Raw genomic sequence first — 15,857 nt, 5'->3', positions numbered from 1 at the left:
AGGTGATGGCAATGTTTAGTCAGAGAAAACGCTTTTATCAGCGTAAATCATTTTATGGAATTATACTTGCTCTTTTGCTTGCCTTCGGTTTCTGGGTCAATCAGGACCCGGCAGACCGGCAGAGCGAAGGGGAGCAGAACGGTCCGGTGGTCAGCACAGGGGAGAATATTCCCGGAACCAACAGCGGCGCCGGCAGCCGGCTGCCGGCAGACAGCAGTTCCGATCCGTATACCGGGCACAGCGGCAGCGGTTATAGTCCTTATGACACAGAGGGCCGGACAGAGGGAGAACCGGGAACCGGAGCATATGAATCGGATCCCGCATACGGTCAATACGGCGATCCTGATAGTTCCCAGGCTTCCGGCCGCTACGGAGCGGACAGTTACGACGGCGGCGGTCAGGGAGACGGGCGGGACTCTGAAATAGAAGGTCCCTGCTATCTCGTAAAGGAAGACGGCGGCTACATCAAGATCTATTCCGTCGATCAGACAGGCGCCCGGCAGCTGGTGCGCACCACCGACATTTCCTTTTCCCTGCTCTCAGAGAGCGATCAGGAGCTGTTCCAAAAAGGCATAGTAAAAGAAACACAGGACGAGCTGTCGGACCTGCTTCAGGATTTTGAAAGCTGACGGAGGAAATGATGAATAAAGCAGTAGTAAAAAAATCGTGTCTCTTCTTGCTGTCGCTGATCGCCTGCACAGCGCTGGTGTCAGGCGCAGTTCTTTGGCAGATACCCAGCGAGATCAAAGTATTTACCAATGAGACGAAAGTACTCAGCCTGCCCTTAAAAGACATCACAGTCAGCGTTCTTCCCCAGAAAACGCTGGTAGTCGGCGGTCAGTCCGTGGGTGTGCGTATGGATGTTAAAGGCGTGCTGGTAGTCGGCCTCGAGGAGATCGAGGGTGAGGACGGGACCAGAGTAAATCCGGGGCTGGAAGCGGGCCTGCAGATCGGAGACAGCATCCTGACCATCGACGGAGACAAGGTGGATAACGCCGCCGCGGTCAGCGAAAAGATCAACAAGGTCAGGGATGAAGTCAAACTGAAGATCAAGCGCAAAGATAAGATCATGAACGTGACCCTGTCCCCGGTCCGTTCCGCTGACGACGGCAGATACAAAATGGGAGTCTGGGTCAGAGACAGGACGGCGGGAATTGGGACGCTCACCTATTATGACCCACTGAACAAAGCCTTCGGAGCCCTGGGACACGCCATAACGGACCCCGACACCAGCACTATCCTGCCGGTGGCCGACGGCGAGCTGCTGAACGCCAAGGTAGAATCGGTAAAGCAGGGCAAAGCCGGAGATCCCGGGGAGATACGCGGGATCTTCTACGAAGCCGACGCTCCCTTAGGATTGCTGAAAGGAAATTCCAGTTACGGTATTTTCGGCTCTGCCTACGACGAGATCAGCAATCCCATCTATCCGGAACCGCTGGCTATCGGCTATCAGAATGAGATAAAAAAAGGTCCCGCTTACATCCTGACCACCCTTGACGGGAACACAGTGGAGAAGTATTCGATCTCCATCGAAAAGATCAACCATCAGACAAAACCGGACACCAAAAGCATGGTCATCCGCGTGACGGATAAACGCCTGCTTGAAAAAAGCGGAGGGATCGTGCAGGGGATGAGCGGCAGCCCCATCGTTCAGAATGATAAAATAATCGGGGCGGTGACGCACGTATTCGTCAATGATCCGGAAAAGGGTTACGGAATTTTTATTGAGTGGATGCTCAGCGAAGAAAACAAGCATTTATAGCGTCTGACAGTGAGATCCCTGCCGGCGGAAGACCTTTCCGCCGGCCATGGGGACCCTTTTTGACTCATTCATGTCGAATAATGTCGAAAGTGTGACGTTTTTGTTTCATACTTATACCGCCGTCCTTCTTGCAAATTTGTCGAATCTTTTTTATAATTTATTAGGATAAAATGTTCAGCAGAAAAGAAAAGCCAAAGAAAAAGTAGTTTTAAGGGGGAAATTTTAATGACAAAGGTTAGAGTAGGTATCGCAGACGACAATAAGGATTTCTGCGAGATTTTGACGGACTTCTTCGAAGCCCAGCAGGGGATCGAGATCGTATTCGCGGTCCACGACGGGATGCAGACCGTGGACGCTGTTCTGAAGGACAAGCCGGACGTGCTGATCCTTGACATGATCATGCCGTATCTGGACGGGCTTGGCGTTCTGGAAAGACTCAACGGAATGGAGCTTGAAAAGTTCCCGAAGGTCATCATGCTTTCCGCGGTGGGTCAGGAATCCATCACACAGAAAGCGATCAACCTGGGCGCCGAATATTATGTGGTAAAGCCTTTTGATCTGAACATTCTGGCCAAACGTATCATACAGCTCATGGATCCGGAAAAGAATGCGGGAAGTCAGGGGAACCGCACCAACACCGTCAGAGCTGTCATCAGCGCCGACGAACCGAGAGTGAGCGATCTGGAAATGGATATCACCAATATGATCCACGAAGTGGGCGTGCCGGCTCACATCAAAGGTTATCAATATCTGCGGGATGCGATCACCATGGTGGTGGAGGACATGGATCTGCTCAGCGCCGTCACGAAGGAACTGTATCCGGCCATCGCGAAAATGAACAACACCACGCCCAGCAGAGTAGAGCGAGCGATCCGCCACGCCATCGAAGTCGCGTGGAACAGGGGAAAATTAGAAACGCTCAACAGTCTCTTTGGCTATACTGTACATAATGACAAGGGCAAACCTACCAATTCAGAGTTCATCGCCATTATCGCCGATAAGCTGCGGCTGGAAAGAAAAGTGAGCTGACAGCCAGGTCCCCAAGGCGGTAAAGGCCTTCGCTCGACTTAAAATAGAAAAATTAAGACGCCGCCTAAGGTCAGGGGATATCAGGCGGCGTTTTCTTTTCTGCTAAGCGCGGCGCCGTCCCCCACATGCCTCTTGCAGGCTTTCGGGGATTATGGTACGATACTTTCAGCTGAAGATGCGAAAAGAGATGGTGCGCATCTCGCAAACTTGAGAGGAAAAGAGGAATTGATATGCTGCCGCAGAGCAAAATTGACAGGATCAATGAGCTGGCGAGAAAGAAGAAAGCCACAGGACTCACCCCTGAGGAAACGGAAGAGCAGAAAGTGCTGCGCCAGGAATTTCTGGCGGACTTCCGGGAGCGTTTTCGGGCACAGCTCGACAACATTGAATTCGTAGAAGATCAGCCGCCGGCTAAAGCCGTCGAAATACCAAAACTTAAGAATTAAAAAGCAAGAAAACACTGCGGATTCAGCAGCGGGAAGGAACAATTTTCCCGCTGCTTTTTTCGTATGATGATATAGGACTCTCAGAGCGCAGGCATCCGGCGCGGGACAAGCCGTTCCGCCGCTGGGCCCAAAGCTCAAAGAAGGGAGAACCGATAAAAAAAATCAGGGACCGGGTCCAGGCGGAGCTGCCGCGCCGCCTTGTCTCCGGCCAGAAAGAGGTGGACAGATTGTCATTGAACTGCAAAAAATTGATGCTGCCCTGTATTATTGTAATTGCCGTGAGTATTTTCACCGGTTTTGGGGTACAAGAGAAACAGGATATTGTGACGGGACTGCTGACGGACCGGGCCTTTATCCTCCAGCGGGCGTATTACGGCGAGATCACCCCGGCGGAGGCTGAAAAACAGCTGTACGAAGTAGAGACACAGCCGCTGCTGAAGGAAGACATCACGCTTCTGCGCTCATCGGACTACACTGATCTGGATCTGATCGATCGGCTGGAGGTAAAGGGACTGAAGCAGAAGATGACCATGTTTGACAACATCAGCTTTCAGGGACATCTGACCTGGTATATGAAAGGACTGTCCGGAGACTACATCTCCGATTCGGATTACTTCATTCTTCTCAGATCAACAGGCGGGCAATGGAAGCTCAGCCAGTTTGAACCTGTGGACCTGCAATAGGCGCCTTTGGCCGCTTGTCTTCCGCCTCATTCCGCGGATCAATCTCCTAAAAATTTTGTTTATCTTTGGCGAAAAGCTGGTATAATATATGAGTATTGCATGATACCCAGAAATACGTGTGTTTTCGCCGTTTGAGGGTAATATAAACTTAAACATATAAATCGAAAGGAGAGGTGGCAATGCGGCAGGTTTATCTGGATTACTCAGCTACCACGCCTGTAAAAAGAGAAGTGCTTGACGAGATGATTCCCTATTTCTGTGAGAAGTTTGGGAATCCATCCAGCTTATATCAGTATGGGGAGGATGCGGCGGCAGCTATCAATAAGGCCAGAAATCAGGTGGCCCGGCTGATCGGCGCCGGCGACAGAGAAGTCATTTTCACTTCCTGCGGTTCCGAGGCGGACAACTGGGCGCTGATCGGTACGGCACATTCCCTGAGGAAAAAAGGCAGAGGCAACCATATCATCACTACACAGATCGAGCATCACGCGATCCTGCATACCTGCAAGGCCCTTGAAAAGGAAGGCTTTGAGGTTACTTACCTGGGCGTAAAGCCTGACGGCCGCATCGATCCGGAAGAGTTGAAACAGGCCATAACCGACAAGACCATCCTGATCAGCGTCATGTTCGTAAACAATGAGATGGGCGCGATCCAGCCGATCAGAGAGGCTGCGGCCATCGCCAGGGAACGGGACATCCTGTTCCATACGGACGCGGTGCAGGCGCTGGGCAACGTTCCCATCGATGTGAAAGAGCTTGGGATCGACATGATGTCCATGTCGGCTCACAAAATATACGGTCCCAAAGGGATCGGCGCGCTGTACATCAGAAAAGGCGTGGTCCTGCCTGGCTTTATCCACGGAGGCGCCCAGGAATTCGGCAAACGGGCCGGAACGGAGAGCGTTCCCAACATGGTAGGCTTCGGCAAGGCCGCGGAGCTGGCCATGGAGCAGCTCACGGATCACATAGAACGGCTTACATCTCTGCGGGATTACTTCATTCAAGAAGTGACGGAAAAAATCTCCAACGTCTATATCAACGGCGGAATGGAGCACCGTCATCCCGGAAATGCCAATCTCACCTTCGATTTTATCGAGGGGGAAGCTCTGCTTTTGTATCTGAATCTGAACGGGATCTCCGTATCTACGGGTTCCGCCTGTTCATCCAAATCCCTGGTACCGTCCCACGTCCTTGCGGCTCTGGGCATACCGGTGGAACGGATCCATGGATCGCTCCGGTTTTCCATCGGAGATTTTACCACCAAAGAGGATATCGATTACACAGTAGAGTGTCTGGTAAAGGTTGTAGCAACATTGAGAGAGATTTCATCTGTTTCAGGTGAGAAAGGCTGGTAATACTATGGCAATGTATAATGATACGGTAATGGACCATTTCATGAACCCGCACAATGTGGGGGAAATTGAGAACGCGGACGGCGTGGGGACCTACGGGAGTCCGGTCTGCGGAGATATGATGAAGATCACCATCAAGGTGGAAGATAACGTGATAACCGACGCCAAGTTCAAGACCTTCGGCTGCGGCTCAGCCATCGCGTCCTCCAGTATGGCCACGGACATGCTGATCGGAAAGACAGTCGAAGAGGCTCTGGCCCTGACCAACAAGGATGTTCTGGACAAGCTGGGCGGACTTCCCGGACCAAAGATCCACTGTTCCGTGCTTTCCGAGCAGGCGATCAAGGCGGCCATTTACGATTACGCTCAGAAGAACGGACTGGAGTACGAGGAATTGAAAGACTTCGATCCCAACGCTGAGGAAGATCCCCACGATCACGACGACCATGGGGAGGACGAGGAATAAGCAACAGGAAGGCCCGGTCAGACGCGTTAAGAAGCGCGCTGAAATGCGGACCGGAGAGGAACAGATGATGGATAGAACAATACCGGAAAACAACAGGGTATTGCTCGGCTTAAGCGGCGGTGTGGACAGCACTGCCGCTGCTTTGTTGTTAAGAGAAAAAGGCTTTGAAGTCACCGGACTTTTTTTCGACGTGCTGGGCGATCAGCAGGCGGAGCGGGAAGCTGCGGAACGGACGGCAAAGGAACTGGAGATCCCTTTCCTTTATAGAAATGTAAAGGATCAGTTCCGCGATCAGGTCATCTCATACTTCTGCCGTTCTTACCTGAGCGGAGAGACCCCAAATCCCTGCGTTCTCTGCAATCCTACGGTCAAATTCCGCGTCATGCGTGAGGCTGCCGACGAGACAGGCGCGTACTATCTCGCCACCGGCCATTACGCCAGGGTGGGCTACAGCAGAGAGGAAGATCGCTGGTTTATCCGGAGGGGCGCAAGCCTGAAAAAGGATCAGTCCTACATGCTTTACCGTCTGGACCAGAGCATACTGAGCCGTCTGCTGCTGCCTCTGGGCGATACGGAGGAAAAAGAAACCACCCGCCGGCTGGTCCGTGAAAACGGCATCCACAACGCTGACAAAAAGGACAGCCAGGAGATCTGCTTTATCAGGGAAGGCAGCTATGTGGACTATATTGAAAAGCAGGGCGCCGTCAGTCCGCCGGGCGACTTTGCTTCTCTTCAGGGACAGATCTTAGGCCGCCATCAAGGACTCCTGCACTACACGGTGGGACAGCGGAAGGGGCTGGGGATCACATTCGGAAAACCCACATTCGTAGTCGGCCTTGATCCACTGAAAAACCAGGTGATCCTGGGAGATAATGAGGATCTGTTCAAAACCACGGTTTTTGCAAAAGACATACGTCTGAACTGCTATGAGGACGGGACAGGACCGCTGCCGGACGCCTGGGAAGGGAAAAAAGTCTATGCCAAGATCCGTTACGCCGCACAGCCTTCTGAGGCGGAGCTGTACAGGGACGGCGGCGACGGCGTGCGCGTAGAGTTTTCCCAGCCTCAGAGAGCGCCCACTCCGGGACAATCCCTGGTATTTTACGACGGCGACCGGCTGTTGGGGGGCGGATTTATCACCGCAAAAAAGGAAAACCCATCCACCGCCCACAGGGAATAGAAATACTTCTTCCGGTTATTCTAAATAGTGCGGAAGAAAATTTGCGTGATCCGCATCTTCCGTCCGTGCGTTTCACAGCCGTCAGCAAAGACTGCGAAACGGCGGGAGACAAAAGCAGCAGGGATAACGGAAAGGAAGGGTGTTTGAATGAGAAACAATGGATTAGGAATGGCTGTTGGTATGGGACTGGCCGGAACTCTGGTCGGAATGTACCTCGGCAGCATGAGCAAGCCGAAATACCGCCGGGAGATCCAGCGCAGCTTCCGCAAGGCCACTGATGATCTGAACGATCTGGTTTCCGACCTGGGCGACAGCCTGCACGATTTTACGGACAGATAGGACAGGCAAGACCGCAGAGGACGCGTTTCGGCGCGTCTTTTGCGTAAAACAAATAAATAGTTTCACTGATCGGCTGATTCTGTTGACAACCAAAAGATCTGTATTATATAATTAAGTTTAGTTTGGACGCATCGTGAATGCCTTGTCCCAGACGTATCAAACTGAATACCGGAATGATGAAGAGGATTAGTACCTTATCGCAGCGCAGCGAAGAGAGGAAGGGACGGTGGGAGCCTTCCGTGGGCGGGTGAGGGAAGCTGCCTTGGAGTTCCAGCTTGAATGAAGAGATCCTGTTTCTGCAGGGTAATTAGGGTGGTACCGCGAGTTCGTCTCGTCCCTAACCGGGGACGGGGCTTTTTCTTTTTTTGCAAGTCAAAAGGATCAGTAAGAAATGGAGGAAGACGTATGAAAAACACAGGGCTGAATGAACTGCGGACGATGTTTCGCAAGTTTTACGAATCAAAAGGCCATTACCCGATGAAAAGCTTTTCGCTGGTACCCAATAAAGACAAGAGCCTGCTGCTCATCAATTCCGGCATGGCTCCCATGAAGCCTTTCTTTGCCGGCATTGAAACGCCGCCCAGCAAGCGCGTGACCACATGTCAGAAATGTATCCGTACCGGCGATATCGACATCGTGGGGCAGACCGACCGCCACGGCACCTTCTTTGAGATGATGGGAAGCTTCTCCTTCGGGGAATATTTCAAAGAGCAGTCGATCAAATGGGGCTGGGAATTCATCACTCAGGTGCTGGAGATGCCAGAGGACAAAATCTGGGCGACCATCTATCTGGACGACGACGAGGCCTACAATATCTGGCGGGATGTGATCGGCATGCCGGAGGAGCACATCGTGCGTCTGGGCAAGGAAGATAATTTCTGGGAGATCGGCACCGGACCCTGCGGACCCTGTTCCGAGATCTATTTCGACCGCGGTCCGGAGTACGGCTGCGGCAATCCGGAATGCAAGCCCGGCTGCGACTGCGACCGTTACATTGAGTTCTGGAATCACGTATTTACACAGTTTGACCGGCAGGAGGACGGAAGCTACGTACCGCTGGAGCATCCCAACATCGACACCGGCATGGGACTGGAACGGCTGGCCTGCATCATGCAGGACGTGACCTCCATCTTTGACGTGGACACCATCCGAACGATCCTGGACGAAGTGGTCCGCATCTCCGGCGTGCCTTATCACGATGGAGCGGAAAAGACGGATACCTCCATCCGCATCATCACGGACCACATCCGCTCTATCACATTTATGGTGGGGGACGGAGTTCTGCCCAGCAACGAGGGACGGGGCTACGTGCTGCGGCGTCTTCTTCGCCGGGCGGCCCGCCATGGGAAGCTTCTGGGTATCCAGGGCGCGTTCCTGGCGTCTCTTTCCGAGAAGGTCATCGAGGTCTCAGGCGTGGCATATCCGGAGCTGGAAGAAAAACGGGAGTATATCCATCGGATCCTGTCCGTGGAAGAAGAAAAATTCAGCGAGACCATCGACCAGGGCACCAATATTTTGGAGGAATATCTGGAGACATTGAAAAAGTCGGGAGAAAAGACCATTTCCGGAGAACAGGCCTTTAAGCTGTACGACACGTTCGGTTTCCCTCTGGAACTGACTCAGGAGATCGCCGGCGAACAGGACGTGGACGTGGACGTGGACAGCTTCAACGCCAACATGCAGCGTCAGAAGGAGATGGCCCGGGCCGCCAGGAAGTCCGATACCGACGCCGGCTGGGCGGACGAATCCATTCTCTACGCAGCCTTCGACGCCACTGAATTTCTGGGTTATGACACGCTGACCGCCGACGGAACGGTCAAAGGCATCTTCAAAGGAAGAGACGCAGCGGACGTCGTCTCAGAAGGGGAGACTGCAAAGGTCATTTTAGACCGCACGCCTTTCTACGGAGAGGGCGGCGGACAGGCCGGAGACGTGGGACTCATCTACGGGGATTCCGGCTGCCAGGCGGAGGTGACGGCTACCACCAAATTCCGCAACGTCTATGTGCACCACGTAACGGTGCGCTCCGGTGAACTGCGCGTGGACGACAAGGTGAGCTCCATCGTGATCGCCGTCAAAAGAAATCAGATCGCCCGCAATCACACAGCGACCCATCTGCTGCACAAGACGCTGCGGGAGGTGCTTGGAAATCACGTGGAACAGGCCGGATCCAGCGTGACAGAGCACGGACTGCGCTTTGACTTTACCCATTTTGAGGCGGTGCCCAAGGAGACGCTGGCGGAGATCGAGAATATCGTCAACGAAAAAATCCTGCAGTTCATCCCTGTAACCAGCGTGGAGATGCCCATCGAGGAAGCAGAAAAAACAGGAGCAACGTCCCTGTTCGGTGAGAAATACGGAAAACTCGTGCGGGTCGTCTCCATCGGAGACTACAGCATCGAGTTCTGCGGCGGCACCCATGTGAGCAATTCCGGCCAGATCGGCGCCCTCCGGATCTTGTCGGAGAGCGGCGTTGCCGCAGGCGTCCGCAGGATCGAGGCCGTGACCGGCACAGAGCTGATCGCCAAGCTCAATGAATACGAGTCTCTGGTCGGCAGAGCGGCGGAAATTCTGAAGACCAATCCCAGCGGACTGCTCTCCAAGATCGAAGCCGTTTCCGAGGAGGCGAAAGCCTGCAAAAAGGAACTGGAAGAAATGAAGATGCAGGCCATGGGCGGCCAGATGGATCAGATGATAGAAAGCGCCAGGGAGAAGAACGGCGTCAAACTGATCACCAGAGTATTTGAAGACACAGCGATCAACGATCTGAGAAAGCTCTCCGACGAGATCAAAGCCGAACACAAGGGCGTGATCATGGTCTTCGCAGCGGTGAACGGCGAAAAGGTAACCCTGATGGTATCCGTCTCTGACGATCTGTTGGAGAAAGGCTACCACGCAGGCAGCATGATCAAACAGATCGCCGCGGCCGCAGGAGGCGGAGGCGGCGGCAAAGCCGACATGGCTCAGGCCGGAGCCAAGGATAAGAGCAGGCTTCCTGAGGCTTTCGAGCTGGCTTACTCGCTGCTGTAGAGCTGAAAACCACTGGCGGTCTGTCCGGGCCGCGGAGGAATATTACAACAATATTAAAAATATGGCAACGCCCTTGTTTCTTCTACCGATCATTTGTATAATGAATTATCGAGAGTAAAGGCAAAGGAAGGTGAAGGCGTGGATAGAAATACGATACTGTTTAACAGTCCAGATAAAGCGACCCAGCAGACAACGGAAGAAATCTTGAGAACAGTATATAACGCTCTTGAAGAAAAGGGATATAACGCCATCGACCAGATGGTCGGCTATATTCTCTCCGGGGATCCTTCTTACATCACCGGACATAATAACGCCAGAAACCTGATTCGTCACATAGAGAGAGACGATTTGGTCGAAGAGCTGTTGAGAGCTTTCTTGAGAAAATAAAGGACCGGACACAGCGGACGTTTACCACGTCCGCTGTTTTTGTAATTTCACAGGAAATCTCCGCGGTATCCTAGGAATTGCGGAGATGGCCGGATCTGTTTTTACATATTTCCAGTCTCAAAGTCCGGTTCAGTTTGTTTAACACCGATGACAACCACCGGACCAGTGTCCCATATGAAAACACCAGAAGAGGAGGGCAAGGGATGTTTGAGTCGAGATGCGGAGTCTGCTGCGGCAGCTGCGAGAGAAAAGAGAAAGTAAAATGCCTGGGATGTACTATCATGGAAAAGCCTTTTTGGGGCGGAGACTGCGGCGTGAAAACCTGCTGTGAAGAAAAAGGCTGGGATCACTGCGGAGAATGTCCCGATTTTCCCTGCCAGATGGAGGCCAATATGGGCGTGGAAATGGGCTTTGACCCGGCGGTGCGGCTGGAGCAGTGCAGAAAGTGGGCCGAAAAATAGACTCCAGGCGGCCCGAAACCGCTCGGCAGCAACTGGGCCGAATAAAGTCATGGGGGCTTCGGAACGAAATGCAAACGCATGCGAAAGTAAATGGAGGGTAAAGGTAAATATGAAATGTATTTCATTGGATGTAGGTGATAAGACCATTGGAGTGGCAGTCAGCGACGGACTGCTGCTCACCGCCCAGGGACTGATGACAATCGAGCGGGTGGGGATTAGAAAGGACGCAGATAAGGTCCTCGCACTGGCAAAGGAGCACGGCGCCGATACCATCGTCATCGGGCTGCCGCGGAATCTGGACGGCTCCGACAGTATTCAGACAGAAAAGGTCCGCGATTTCCGCACGATGCTGGAAAACAAGATCCGCAGCAGCGGCATAAAAGATCTGACGCTGGAATGGCAGGATGAACGCTTCACCACAAAAATTGCGGAAAACGTGCTGATCCAGGCAGACGTCAGCCGAAAAAAAAGGAAAGATGTGATCGATAAACAGGCGGCCGTCATCATTCTCCAGAGCTTTCTGGATCGGTATCACAATCTGAAAAAGGCGGCGGAAAAAGAAGCGGCGCAGGAAGACGATGCCTGATCTTGCACTTGGCCTGATCTTGCACTTGGGGGCTGGGGTCTGGAGAAGTCCCGGCCAATTAGTCAGGTACACCCGCTGGAACAACCCTTCGGCGAAAAACGGAACCTGTAAGCGGCAAAGAACGGCGATGGATCAATGGCGAAGAAACGATGGGATGTATCGATCATGAAGGGAGGCGGCGTCCATTAACAAATTACGAATTGCCGCGGTCTGTTTTGGGGCGGCCGCCGCTGTTTTTTTGGGTATTTTGCTCTTCAGCGACGTGACCGGCCGCATCTGGGATAGGAGCGATACCCAGGACAGCAGGGGAGACCAGGAAGCCAACGGGGAGAATCTGACAGGCGGCCCGCTTCCCCATGAAGAAACAAAAAGTCAGGCGGAACAATTGCTGGAACAGATGAGTCTGGAAGAAAAAGTAGGGCAGATGTTTCTTGTGAGATGTCCGAAGGAGGATGCGGTATCGAAGATATCTTCTCTGCACATCGGCGGGTACCTGCTGTTTTCCCGGGATTTCAGGGATAAGAGTAAAGCCGAAGCGGCCCGCACAGTGCAGAGTTATCAGGATTCAGCTGAGATCCCTCTTTTCATAGGCGTGGACGAGGAGGGTGGGAGCGTGAACCGGATCAGTCTGTTTCCAGCTTTCCGCGCTGTGCCGTTTCACTCGCCCCAGTCACTTTATCAGGAAGGCGGTTGGCCCCTGATCATCAGCGATACAAAAGAAAAGTGTGATCTGCTGAAAGAACTTGGGATCAATGTGAACTTTGCCCCGGTATGCGACGTCTCTGAAGACCCTGAAGATTATATATACCAGCGAAGCTTCGGGCAAAACGCAAAACAGACGGCCGTCTATGCAGCAACAGTGACTGAGACCATGAAAGAAAACGGTGTGGCTCCGGTATTGAAGCATTTTCCGGGCTACGGAAACAACATCGACACTCATACAGGCGTCGCCCACGACAGCCGGCCCTACGCACAATTCATTTCTTCCGATTTTCTCCCATTTCAGGCGGGAATCGACGCAGGGGCCGATATCATCCTGATCTCCCACAACATCGTGGAGTGTATGGACCCGGATTTTCCCGCGTCCTTATCGAAAAAGGTCCACCATATCCTCAGATCTGATCTGGGCTATCCGGGAGTCATCATCACCGATGATCTCTATATGGACGCCATCAGAGAATTTGCCGGAGATGAGGCGGCCGCCGTGCTGGCCGTGCTGGCAGGGAATGATCTGCTGTGCTGTACGGATTTTGAGGTCCAGATCCCGGCGGTGATCGCCGCAGTCCACAGCGGACAGATCAGCCAGGAACGGATCGATGAATCCGTGCTCCGAATTTTGGAGCTGAAGATCAATATGGGACTTATCGCCAACCAGTGAGCCATGGCCATACACACAACCAAGGGGTACACGATCTGCGGGCCCGATCTTGTTTATAAAAAGCAATTCATAAGAGAGAAATAAAAAACCGCCGTCCGCGAGGATGCATGTGACTGCAGGCGTCGGCGCGGCGGCATATCAGGTCGTTAAGTTACTTAAGTTACTATGGATATCCTGAAATAATTGGGAAAGGGCGCAGGCATAACTATTCCTAAAATATATGTTTTCGGAATAATAATTAAGTAAAAACCCGCTTAATACTTTTCTGGACTTTGCACCATGTATTTCAGTCCATCTGCATTTATTCTGCTTATAACATCTGATGTAACGCCTGCATGCGTTCAAATTCCAATATGTTTTCATAATATTTTTATGGTCATTCTATGTTCATCTCTGATTTATAGTTGCTTTTTACTTAATATGTACATCTTCATCTTTGCGTCCGCTGTTCCCAGCGTTTCTCAATCCAGATGCATTCGGAATTTTTTCTGCAATGCTCTGCGTATCCCACAGGATCTTCCGTTAATCGTTCTCCATTCATCTTTGCCTGTATTGCAGTCACGTATAACTGTCTTTCCGTCTCTCCGGTCCTGACAGTTTTACGCGGATCCGTATCTCAAAACTCAGTTTTCGGGGAGAAAACAGACGGATCCCTGTAATTGCAACGTTTCCACGTGACGAGGCTCTATTTTTAGATTTAAGCGACTTTTTCTGTGATGTTGGATCAATGATACCTTCCGATCAGGTCCTTGATCACGTTATCAGCACGAAATAGGAATGACAGCATGGTTTCTCCGGCCGGTATGGGTGTCCCGGCTGGAGAAACGGAACATACGTACCATTACCACATATATCACAGTTGACGCAGCGTTCTATATTTATATGGATTTATCATATGGAACGCTGAAGGTATTTGATATGGTATACGGCCTGACTGCGTGCCGTACTTCAGATCTTTTCCGGAACCAGGATCGTTTGTCCGGGCTGTATGGTATCTGCATTGATATCATTGACACGGCAGATCTCAAATACGAGTTGGCGGCGATCCATATTTGCAGGACCGTATTGTCCTGCGATATTCCAGAGGGTATCTCCGGCCTGGATCTCGACCTGCATGTAGGAAGGCTCTTCAGACAAACTGGATGCATCGTCCAGTCCGAGGACCGTGCCGGTCACAAATGCGGTGAATACGACCATAAGTGCGATAAAGATCGTGAATCTGAATTTTGATTTAATCCGATATTTTTTTGTCTTCATTTTTTCCGCCTCCGTGTTTGTGTATTCAAGATTCAAGTATTTAATGGTCCTGTCCCGAAACATACAGCTTTGATCCGTCAGCTTCAGCGCCGAACATGCTGAACCGAGCATACGGGCAATATAAAAAAAGAACATCTGTTTGATATTATAATACCAGAACAAATGTTCTTTGTAAAGCAAAATCGAATATATGTTCTTTTTTGTGGGCGATCTTTTACAGCTGCCGCTGTCTGCTGACCATCAGCATGCGCTGGACCGCAGACCTCGCCAGATCAAATAGGTGAAATTTATTAATCTTTCATCATTTCGTCTAAACGGAACAAAAAAATAGGTGAAAAACGAATGGATCGCTGTTCTTCACCTATTTTCTTTAAAAGCCATCGCTGTTCTCGTCGATTTCCACGTGGATATAGGCGAAAATCATTGTTTTGCGAAGTTCTCACCTATCACTGCTCTCTGTTGCTCTCTTCTGCCCTCTGTTTGTCTCCGGCGGCCATCGCTGACCGTTCGCCGCCTGCCATGGCTGTCGAACGCTATCGGACTTCCTTCGTGCCGCGGCCGCAGACAGACAAACGCCGGCGTACTGGCGAAATGGATCTGCGAGGATCACAACACGATCATTGAATCCCGCCCGTTGTACTGCGTTTAGAGCAGGCTCTGCTCCCGGATCAGTTCCACGATATCGAGACCGTTTTTATCACAGGAGATCCGTTTCAGCAGCTTCAGAGAATCGCTGTTTCCCGCTTCGATCACATTGACGCCGGGATCGATGGTAATGGTGATCCGAAAACCCATATTGTCCAGCAGGGATTCAGTCAGCTTATCGTTGAGACCGTACGGGTAGGTGTATACCTTATTGATATATCGCAGATTGTCGGTGATCATGCGGTTCAGCTGGTTGGCATCCCCCCGCAGCAGATCCACATAAGCGGCAAAGTCTTCCCCCGGATTCTTCAGAACGCCTTTTCTGGTAACGTCGCCTGTGGATTTGTGCTGGTGAAGCTGGTAAGTATGGGAATGGATGCGCACGACTCCCGCCTCGTACATTTCTTTGGCCTGAGCCCAGGTGAAGTGCGGCGTGATAGGCTGTCCGGTACCCGGCATGGTATCGCGGCCCACCGTGTACCCGATGACGGAGATGTCCGCCTTCATGCCCATTTCCTTAAGCACCGGGTACGCGTAGATATAGTTGCTCTCATATCCGTCGTCAAAGGTCACCACCACAGGTTTTTCCGGCAGCGTTCCTTTTCCATCCACAAAAGAGATCAGATCGTCCAGAAAGACAGTCTCATATCCGGCTTCTTTCAGGTCTTCCATGTAGCCCCGGAAGCTGTCCGGCGTCAGTGGCGATTTCTCACCGGGGTCAATGTGGTGAAACATGAGTACCGGCACCTCCACAAAGATGGGATTCCCTTCCTGCTTTGTGGAGGCCACGGCTTTTTCAACGGCTCCGGCGATACGGCTGTCCGGGGCCAGACCGGTTCCGACGCTGTCCGACGTG

General features: G+C 52.0%; 16 protein-coding genes. 14 read left to right on the top strand and 2 right to left on the bottom strand.

Going from position 1 to position 15,857, the window contains the following annotated elements:
- The first annotated feature begins 11 nt into the window (after positions 1 to 11).
- From E0E37_RS14635 to E0E37_RS14570, 14 genes are all read left to right on the top strand, one after another.
- On the top strand, positions 12 to 629 hold the full coding sequence (locus E0E37_RS14635) for a hypothetical protein (protein ID WP_130863734.1): 618 nt from the start codon (positions 12 to 14) through the stop codon (positions 627 to 629).
- Between the two features lie 11 nt (positions 630 to 640).
- On the top strand, positions 641 to 1,762 hold the full coding sequence (spoIVB, locus tag E0E37_RS14630) for a SpoIVB peptidase (RefSeq protein WP_130863733.1): 1,122 nt from the start codon (positions 641 to 643) through the stop codon (positions 1,760 to 1,762).
- Positions 1,763 to 1,987: 225 nt separating this feature from the next.
- Positions 1,988 to 2,791, top strand: a complete 804-nt coding sequence (gene spo0A, locus E0E37_RS14625; protein WP_330548588.1) for a sporulation transcription factor Spo0A — start codon at positions 1,988 to 1,990, stop codon at positions 2,789 to 2,791.
- Positions 2,792 to 3,021: 230 nt separating this feature from the next.
- Positions 3,022 to 3,237: a DUF896 domain-containing protein gene (locus E0E37_RS14620; RefSeq protein ID WP_130863731.1), complete on the top strand. Its 216-nt coding sequence runs from the start codon at positions 3,022 to 3,024 to the stop codon at positions 3,235 to 3,237.
- A 227-nt stretch (positions 3,238 to 3,464) separates the two neighbouring features.
- A complete protein-coding gene (locus E0E37_RS14615; protein ID WP_130863730.1) occupies positions 3,465 to 3,920 on the top strand; it encodes a hypothetical protein in 456 nt (151 codons plus the stop codon).
- A gap of 179 nt (positions 3,921 to 4,099) precedes the next feature.
- Entirely contained in the window at positions 4,100 to 5,275 is a 1,176-nt protein-coding gene (gene nifS, locus E0E37_RS14610; RefSeq protein WP_130863729.1) for a cysteine desulfurase NifS, read from the top strand.
- A 4-nt stretch (positions 5,276 to 5,279) separates the two neighbouring features.
- Positions 5,280 to 5,738 (top strand): Fe-S cluster assembly scaffold protein NifU, encoded by a 459-nt coding sequence (gene nifU, locus E0E37_RS14605; protein ID WP_281275532.1) that lies wholly within the window; start codon positions 5,280 to 5,282, stop codon positions 5,736 to 5,738.
- A gap of 64 nt (positions 5,739 to 5,802) precedes the next feature.
- The gene (gene mnmA, locus E0E37_RS14600) at positions 5,803 to 6,918 is read left to right on the top strand and encodes a tRNA 2-thiouridine(34) synthase MnmA (RefSeq protein WP_246019744.1); all 1,116 of its coding nucleotides are present in this window, start codon (positions 5,803 to 5,805) and stop codon (positions 6,916 to 6,918) included.
- A 147-nt stretch (positions 6,919 to 7,065) separates the two neighbouring features.
- The gene (locus E0E37_RS14595) at positions 7,066 to 7,257 is read left to right on the top strand and encodes a YtxH domain-containing protein (RefSeq protein ID WP_130863728.1); all 192 of its coding nucleotides are present in this window, start codon (positions 7,066 to 7,068) and stop codon (positions 7,255 to 7,257) included.
- Positions 7,258 to 7,662: 405 nt separating this feature from the next.
- Entirely contained in the window at positions 7,663 to 10,287 is a 2,625-nt protein-coding gene (gene alaS / locus E0E37_RS14590; RefSeq protein ID WP_130863727.1) for an alanine--tRNA ligase, read from the top strand.
- A gap of 138 nt (positions 10,288 to 10,425) precedes the next feature.
- A complete protein-coding gene (locus E0E37_RS14585) occupies positions 10,426 to 10,674 on the top strand; it encodes an IreB family regulatory phosphoprotein (RefSeq protein WP_130863726.1) in 249 nt (82 codons plus the stop codon).
- A 203-nt stretch (positions 10,675 to 10,877) separates the two neighbouring features.
- The gene (locus E0E37_RS14580; RefSeq protein ID WP_130863725.1) at positions 10,878 to 11,135 is read left to right on the top strand and encodes a DUF3795 domain-containing protein; all 258 of its coding nucleotides are present in this window, start codon (positions 10,878 to 10,880) and stop codon (positions 11,133 to 11,135) included.
- Positions 11,136 to 11,244: 109 nt separating this feature from the next.
- Positions 11,245 to 11,721 carry a Holliday junction resolvase RuvX gene (gene ruvX / locus E0E37_RS14575; protein WP_130863724.1) on the top strand — a complete coding sequence of 159 codons (477 nt, stop codon included), beginning with the start codon at positions 11,245 to 11,247 and terminating at the stop codon, positions 11,719 to 11,721.
- 238 nt (positions 11,722 to 11,959) lie between these two features.
- Positions 11,960 to 13,099, top strand: a complete 1,140-nt coding sequence (locus E0E37_RS14570; RefSeq protein ID WP_246019743.1) for a glycoside hydrolase family 3 protein — start codon at positions 11,960 to 11,962, stop codon at positions 13,097 to 13,099.
- Positions 13,100 to 14,047: 948 nt separating this feature from the next.
- Here the strand turns inward: E0E37_RS14570 and yneA are convergent.
- Positions 14,048 to 14,356, bottom strand: coding sequence for a cell division suppressor protein YneA (gene yneA, locus E0E37_RS18595; RefSeq protein ID WP_165445377.1), 309 nt, complete (start codon positions 14,354 to 14,356; stop codon positions 14,048 to 14,050).
- 645 nt (positions 14,357 to 15,001) lie between these two features.
- A complete protein-coding gene (locus E0E37_RS14560) occupies positions 15,002 to 15,673 on the bottom strand; it encodes a polysaccharide deacetylase family protein (protein WP_408608663.1) in 672 nt (223 codons plus the stop codon).
- Positions 15,674 to 15,857 lie beyond the last annotated feature (184 nt).

It is taken from the genome of Bacilliculturomica massiliensis (assembly GCF_900605495.1).
GTDB classification, from domain to species: Bacteria; Bacillota; Clostridia; order Peptostreptococcales; family Anaerovoracaceae; genus Bacilliculturomica; species Bacilliculturomica massiliensis.
This window is presented reverse-complemented; position numbering and strand designations above follow the sequence as displayed.

Bases quoted from the DNA above. Each gene is read 5' to 3' on its own strand.
- E0E37_RS14635 (WP_130863734.1), top strand. From the start codon at position 12: ATGTTTAGTCAGAGAAAACGCTTTTATCAGCGTAAATCATTTTATGGA.
- spoIVB (WP_130863733.1), top strand. From the start codon at position 641: ATGAATAAAGCAGTAGTAAAAAAATCGTGTCTCTTCTTGCTGTCGCTG.
- spo0A (WP_330548588.1), top strand. From the start codon at position 1,988: ATGACAAAGGTTAGAGTAGGTATCGCAGACGACAATAAGGATTTCTGC.
- E0E37_RS14620 (WP_130863731.1), top strand. From the start codon at position 3,022: ATGCTGCCGCAGAGCAAAATTGACAGGATCAATGAGCTGGCGAGAAAG.
- nifS (WP_130863729.1), top strand. From the start codon at position 4,100: ATGCGGCAGGTTTATCTGGATTACTCAGCTACCACGCCTGTAAAAAGA.
- nifU (WP_281275532.1), top strand. From the start codon at position 5,280: ATGGCAATGTATAATGATACGGTAATGGACCATTTCATGAACCCGCAC.
- mnmA (WP_246019744.1), top strand. From the start codon at position 5,803: ATGATGGATAGAACAATACCGGAAAACAACAGGGTATTGCTCGGCTTA.
- E0E37_RS14595 (WP_130863728.1), top strand. From the start codon at position 7,066: ATGAGAAACAATGGATTAGGAATGGCTGTTGGTATGGGACTGGCCGGA.
- alaS (WP_130863727.1), top strand. From the start codon at position 7,663: ATGAAAAACACAGGGCTGAATGAACTGCGGACGATGTTTCGCAAGTTT.
- E0E37_RS14580 (WP_130863725.1), top strand. From the start codon at position 10,878: ATGTTTGAGTCGAGATGCGGAGTCTGCTGCGGCAGCTGCGAGAGAAAA.
- ruvX (WP_130863724.1), top strand. From the start codon at position 11,245: ATGAAATGTATTTCATTGGATGTAGGTGATAAGACCATTGGAGTGGCA.
- yneA (WP_165445377.1), bottom strand. From the start codon at position 14,356: ATGAAGACAAAAAAATATCGGATTAAATCAAAATTCAGATTCACGATC.
- E0E37_RS14560 (WP_408608663.1), bottom strand. From the start codon at position 15,673: ATGGAAGACCTGAAAGAAGCCGGATATGAGACTGTCTTTCTGGACGAT.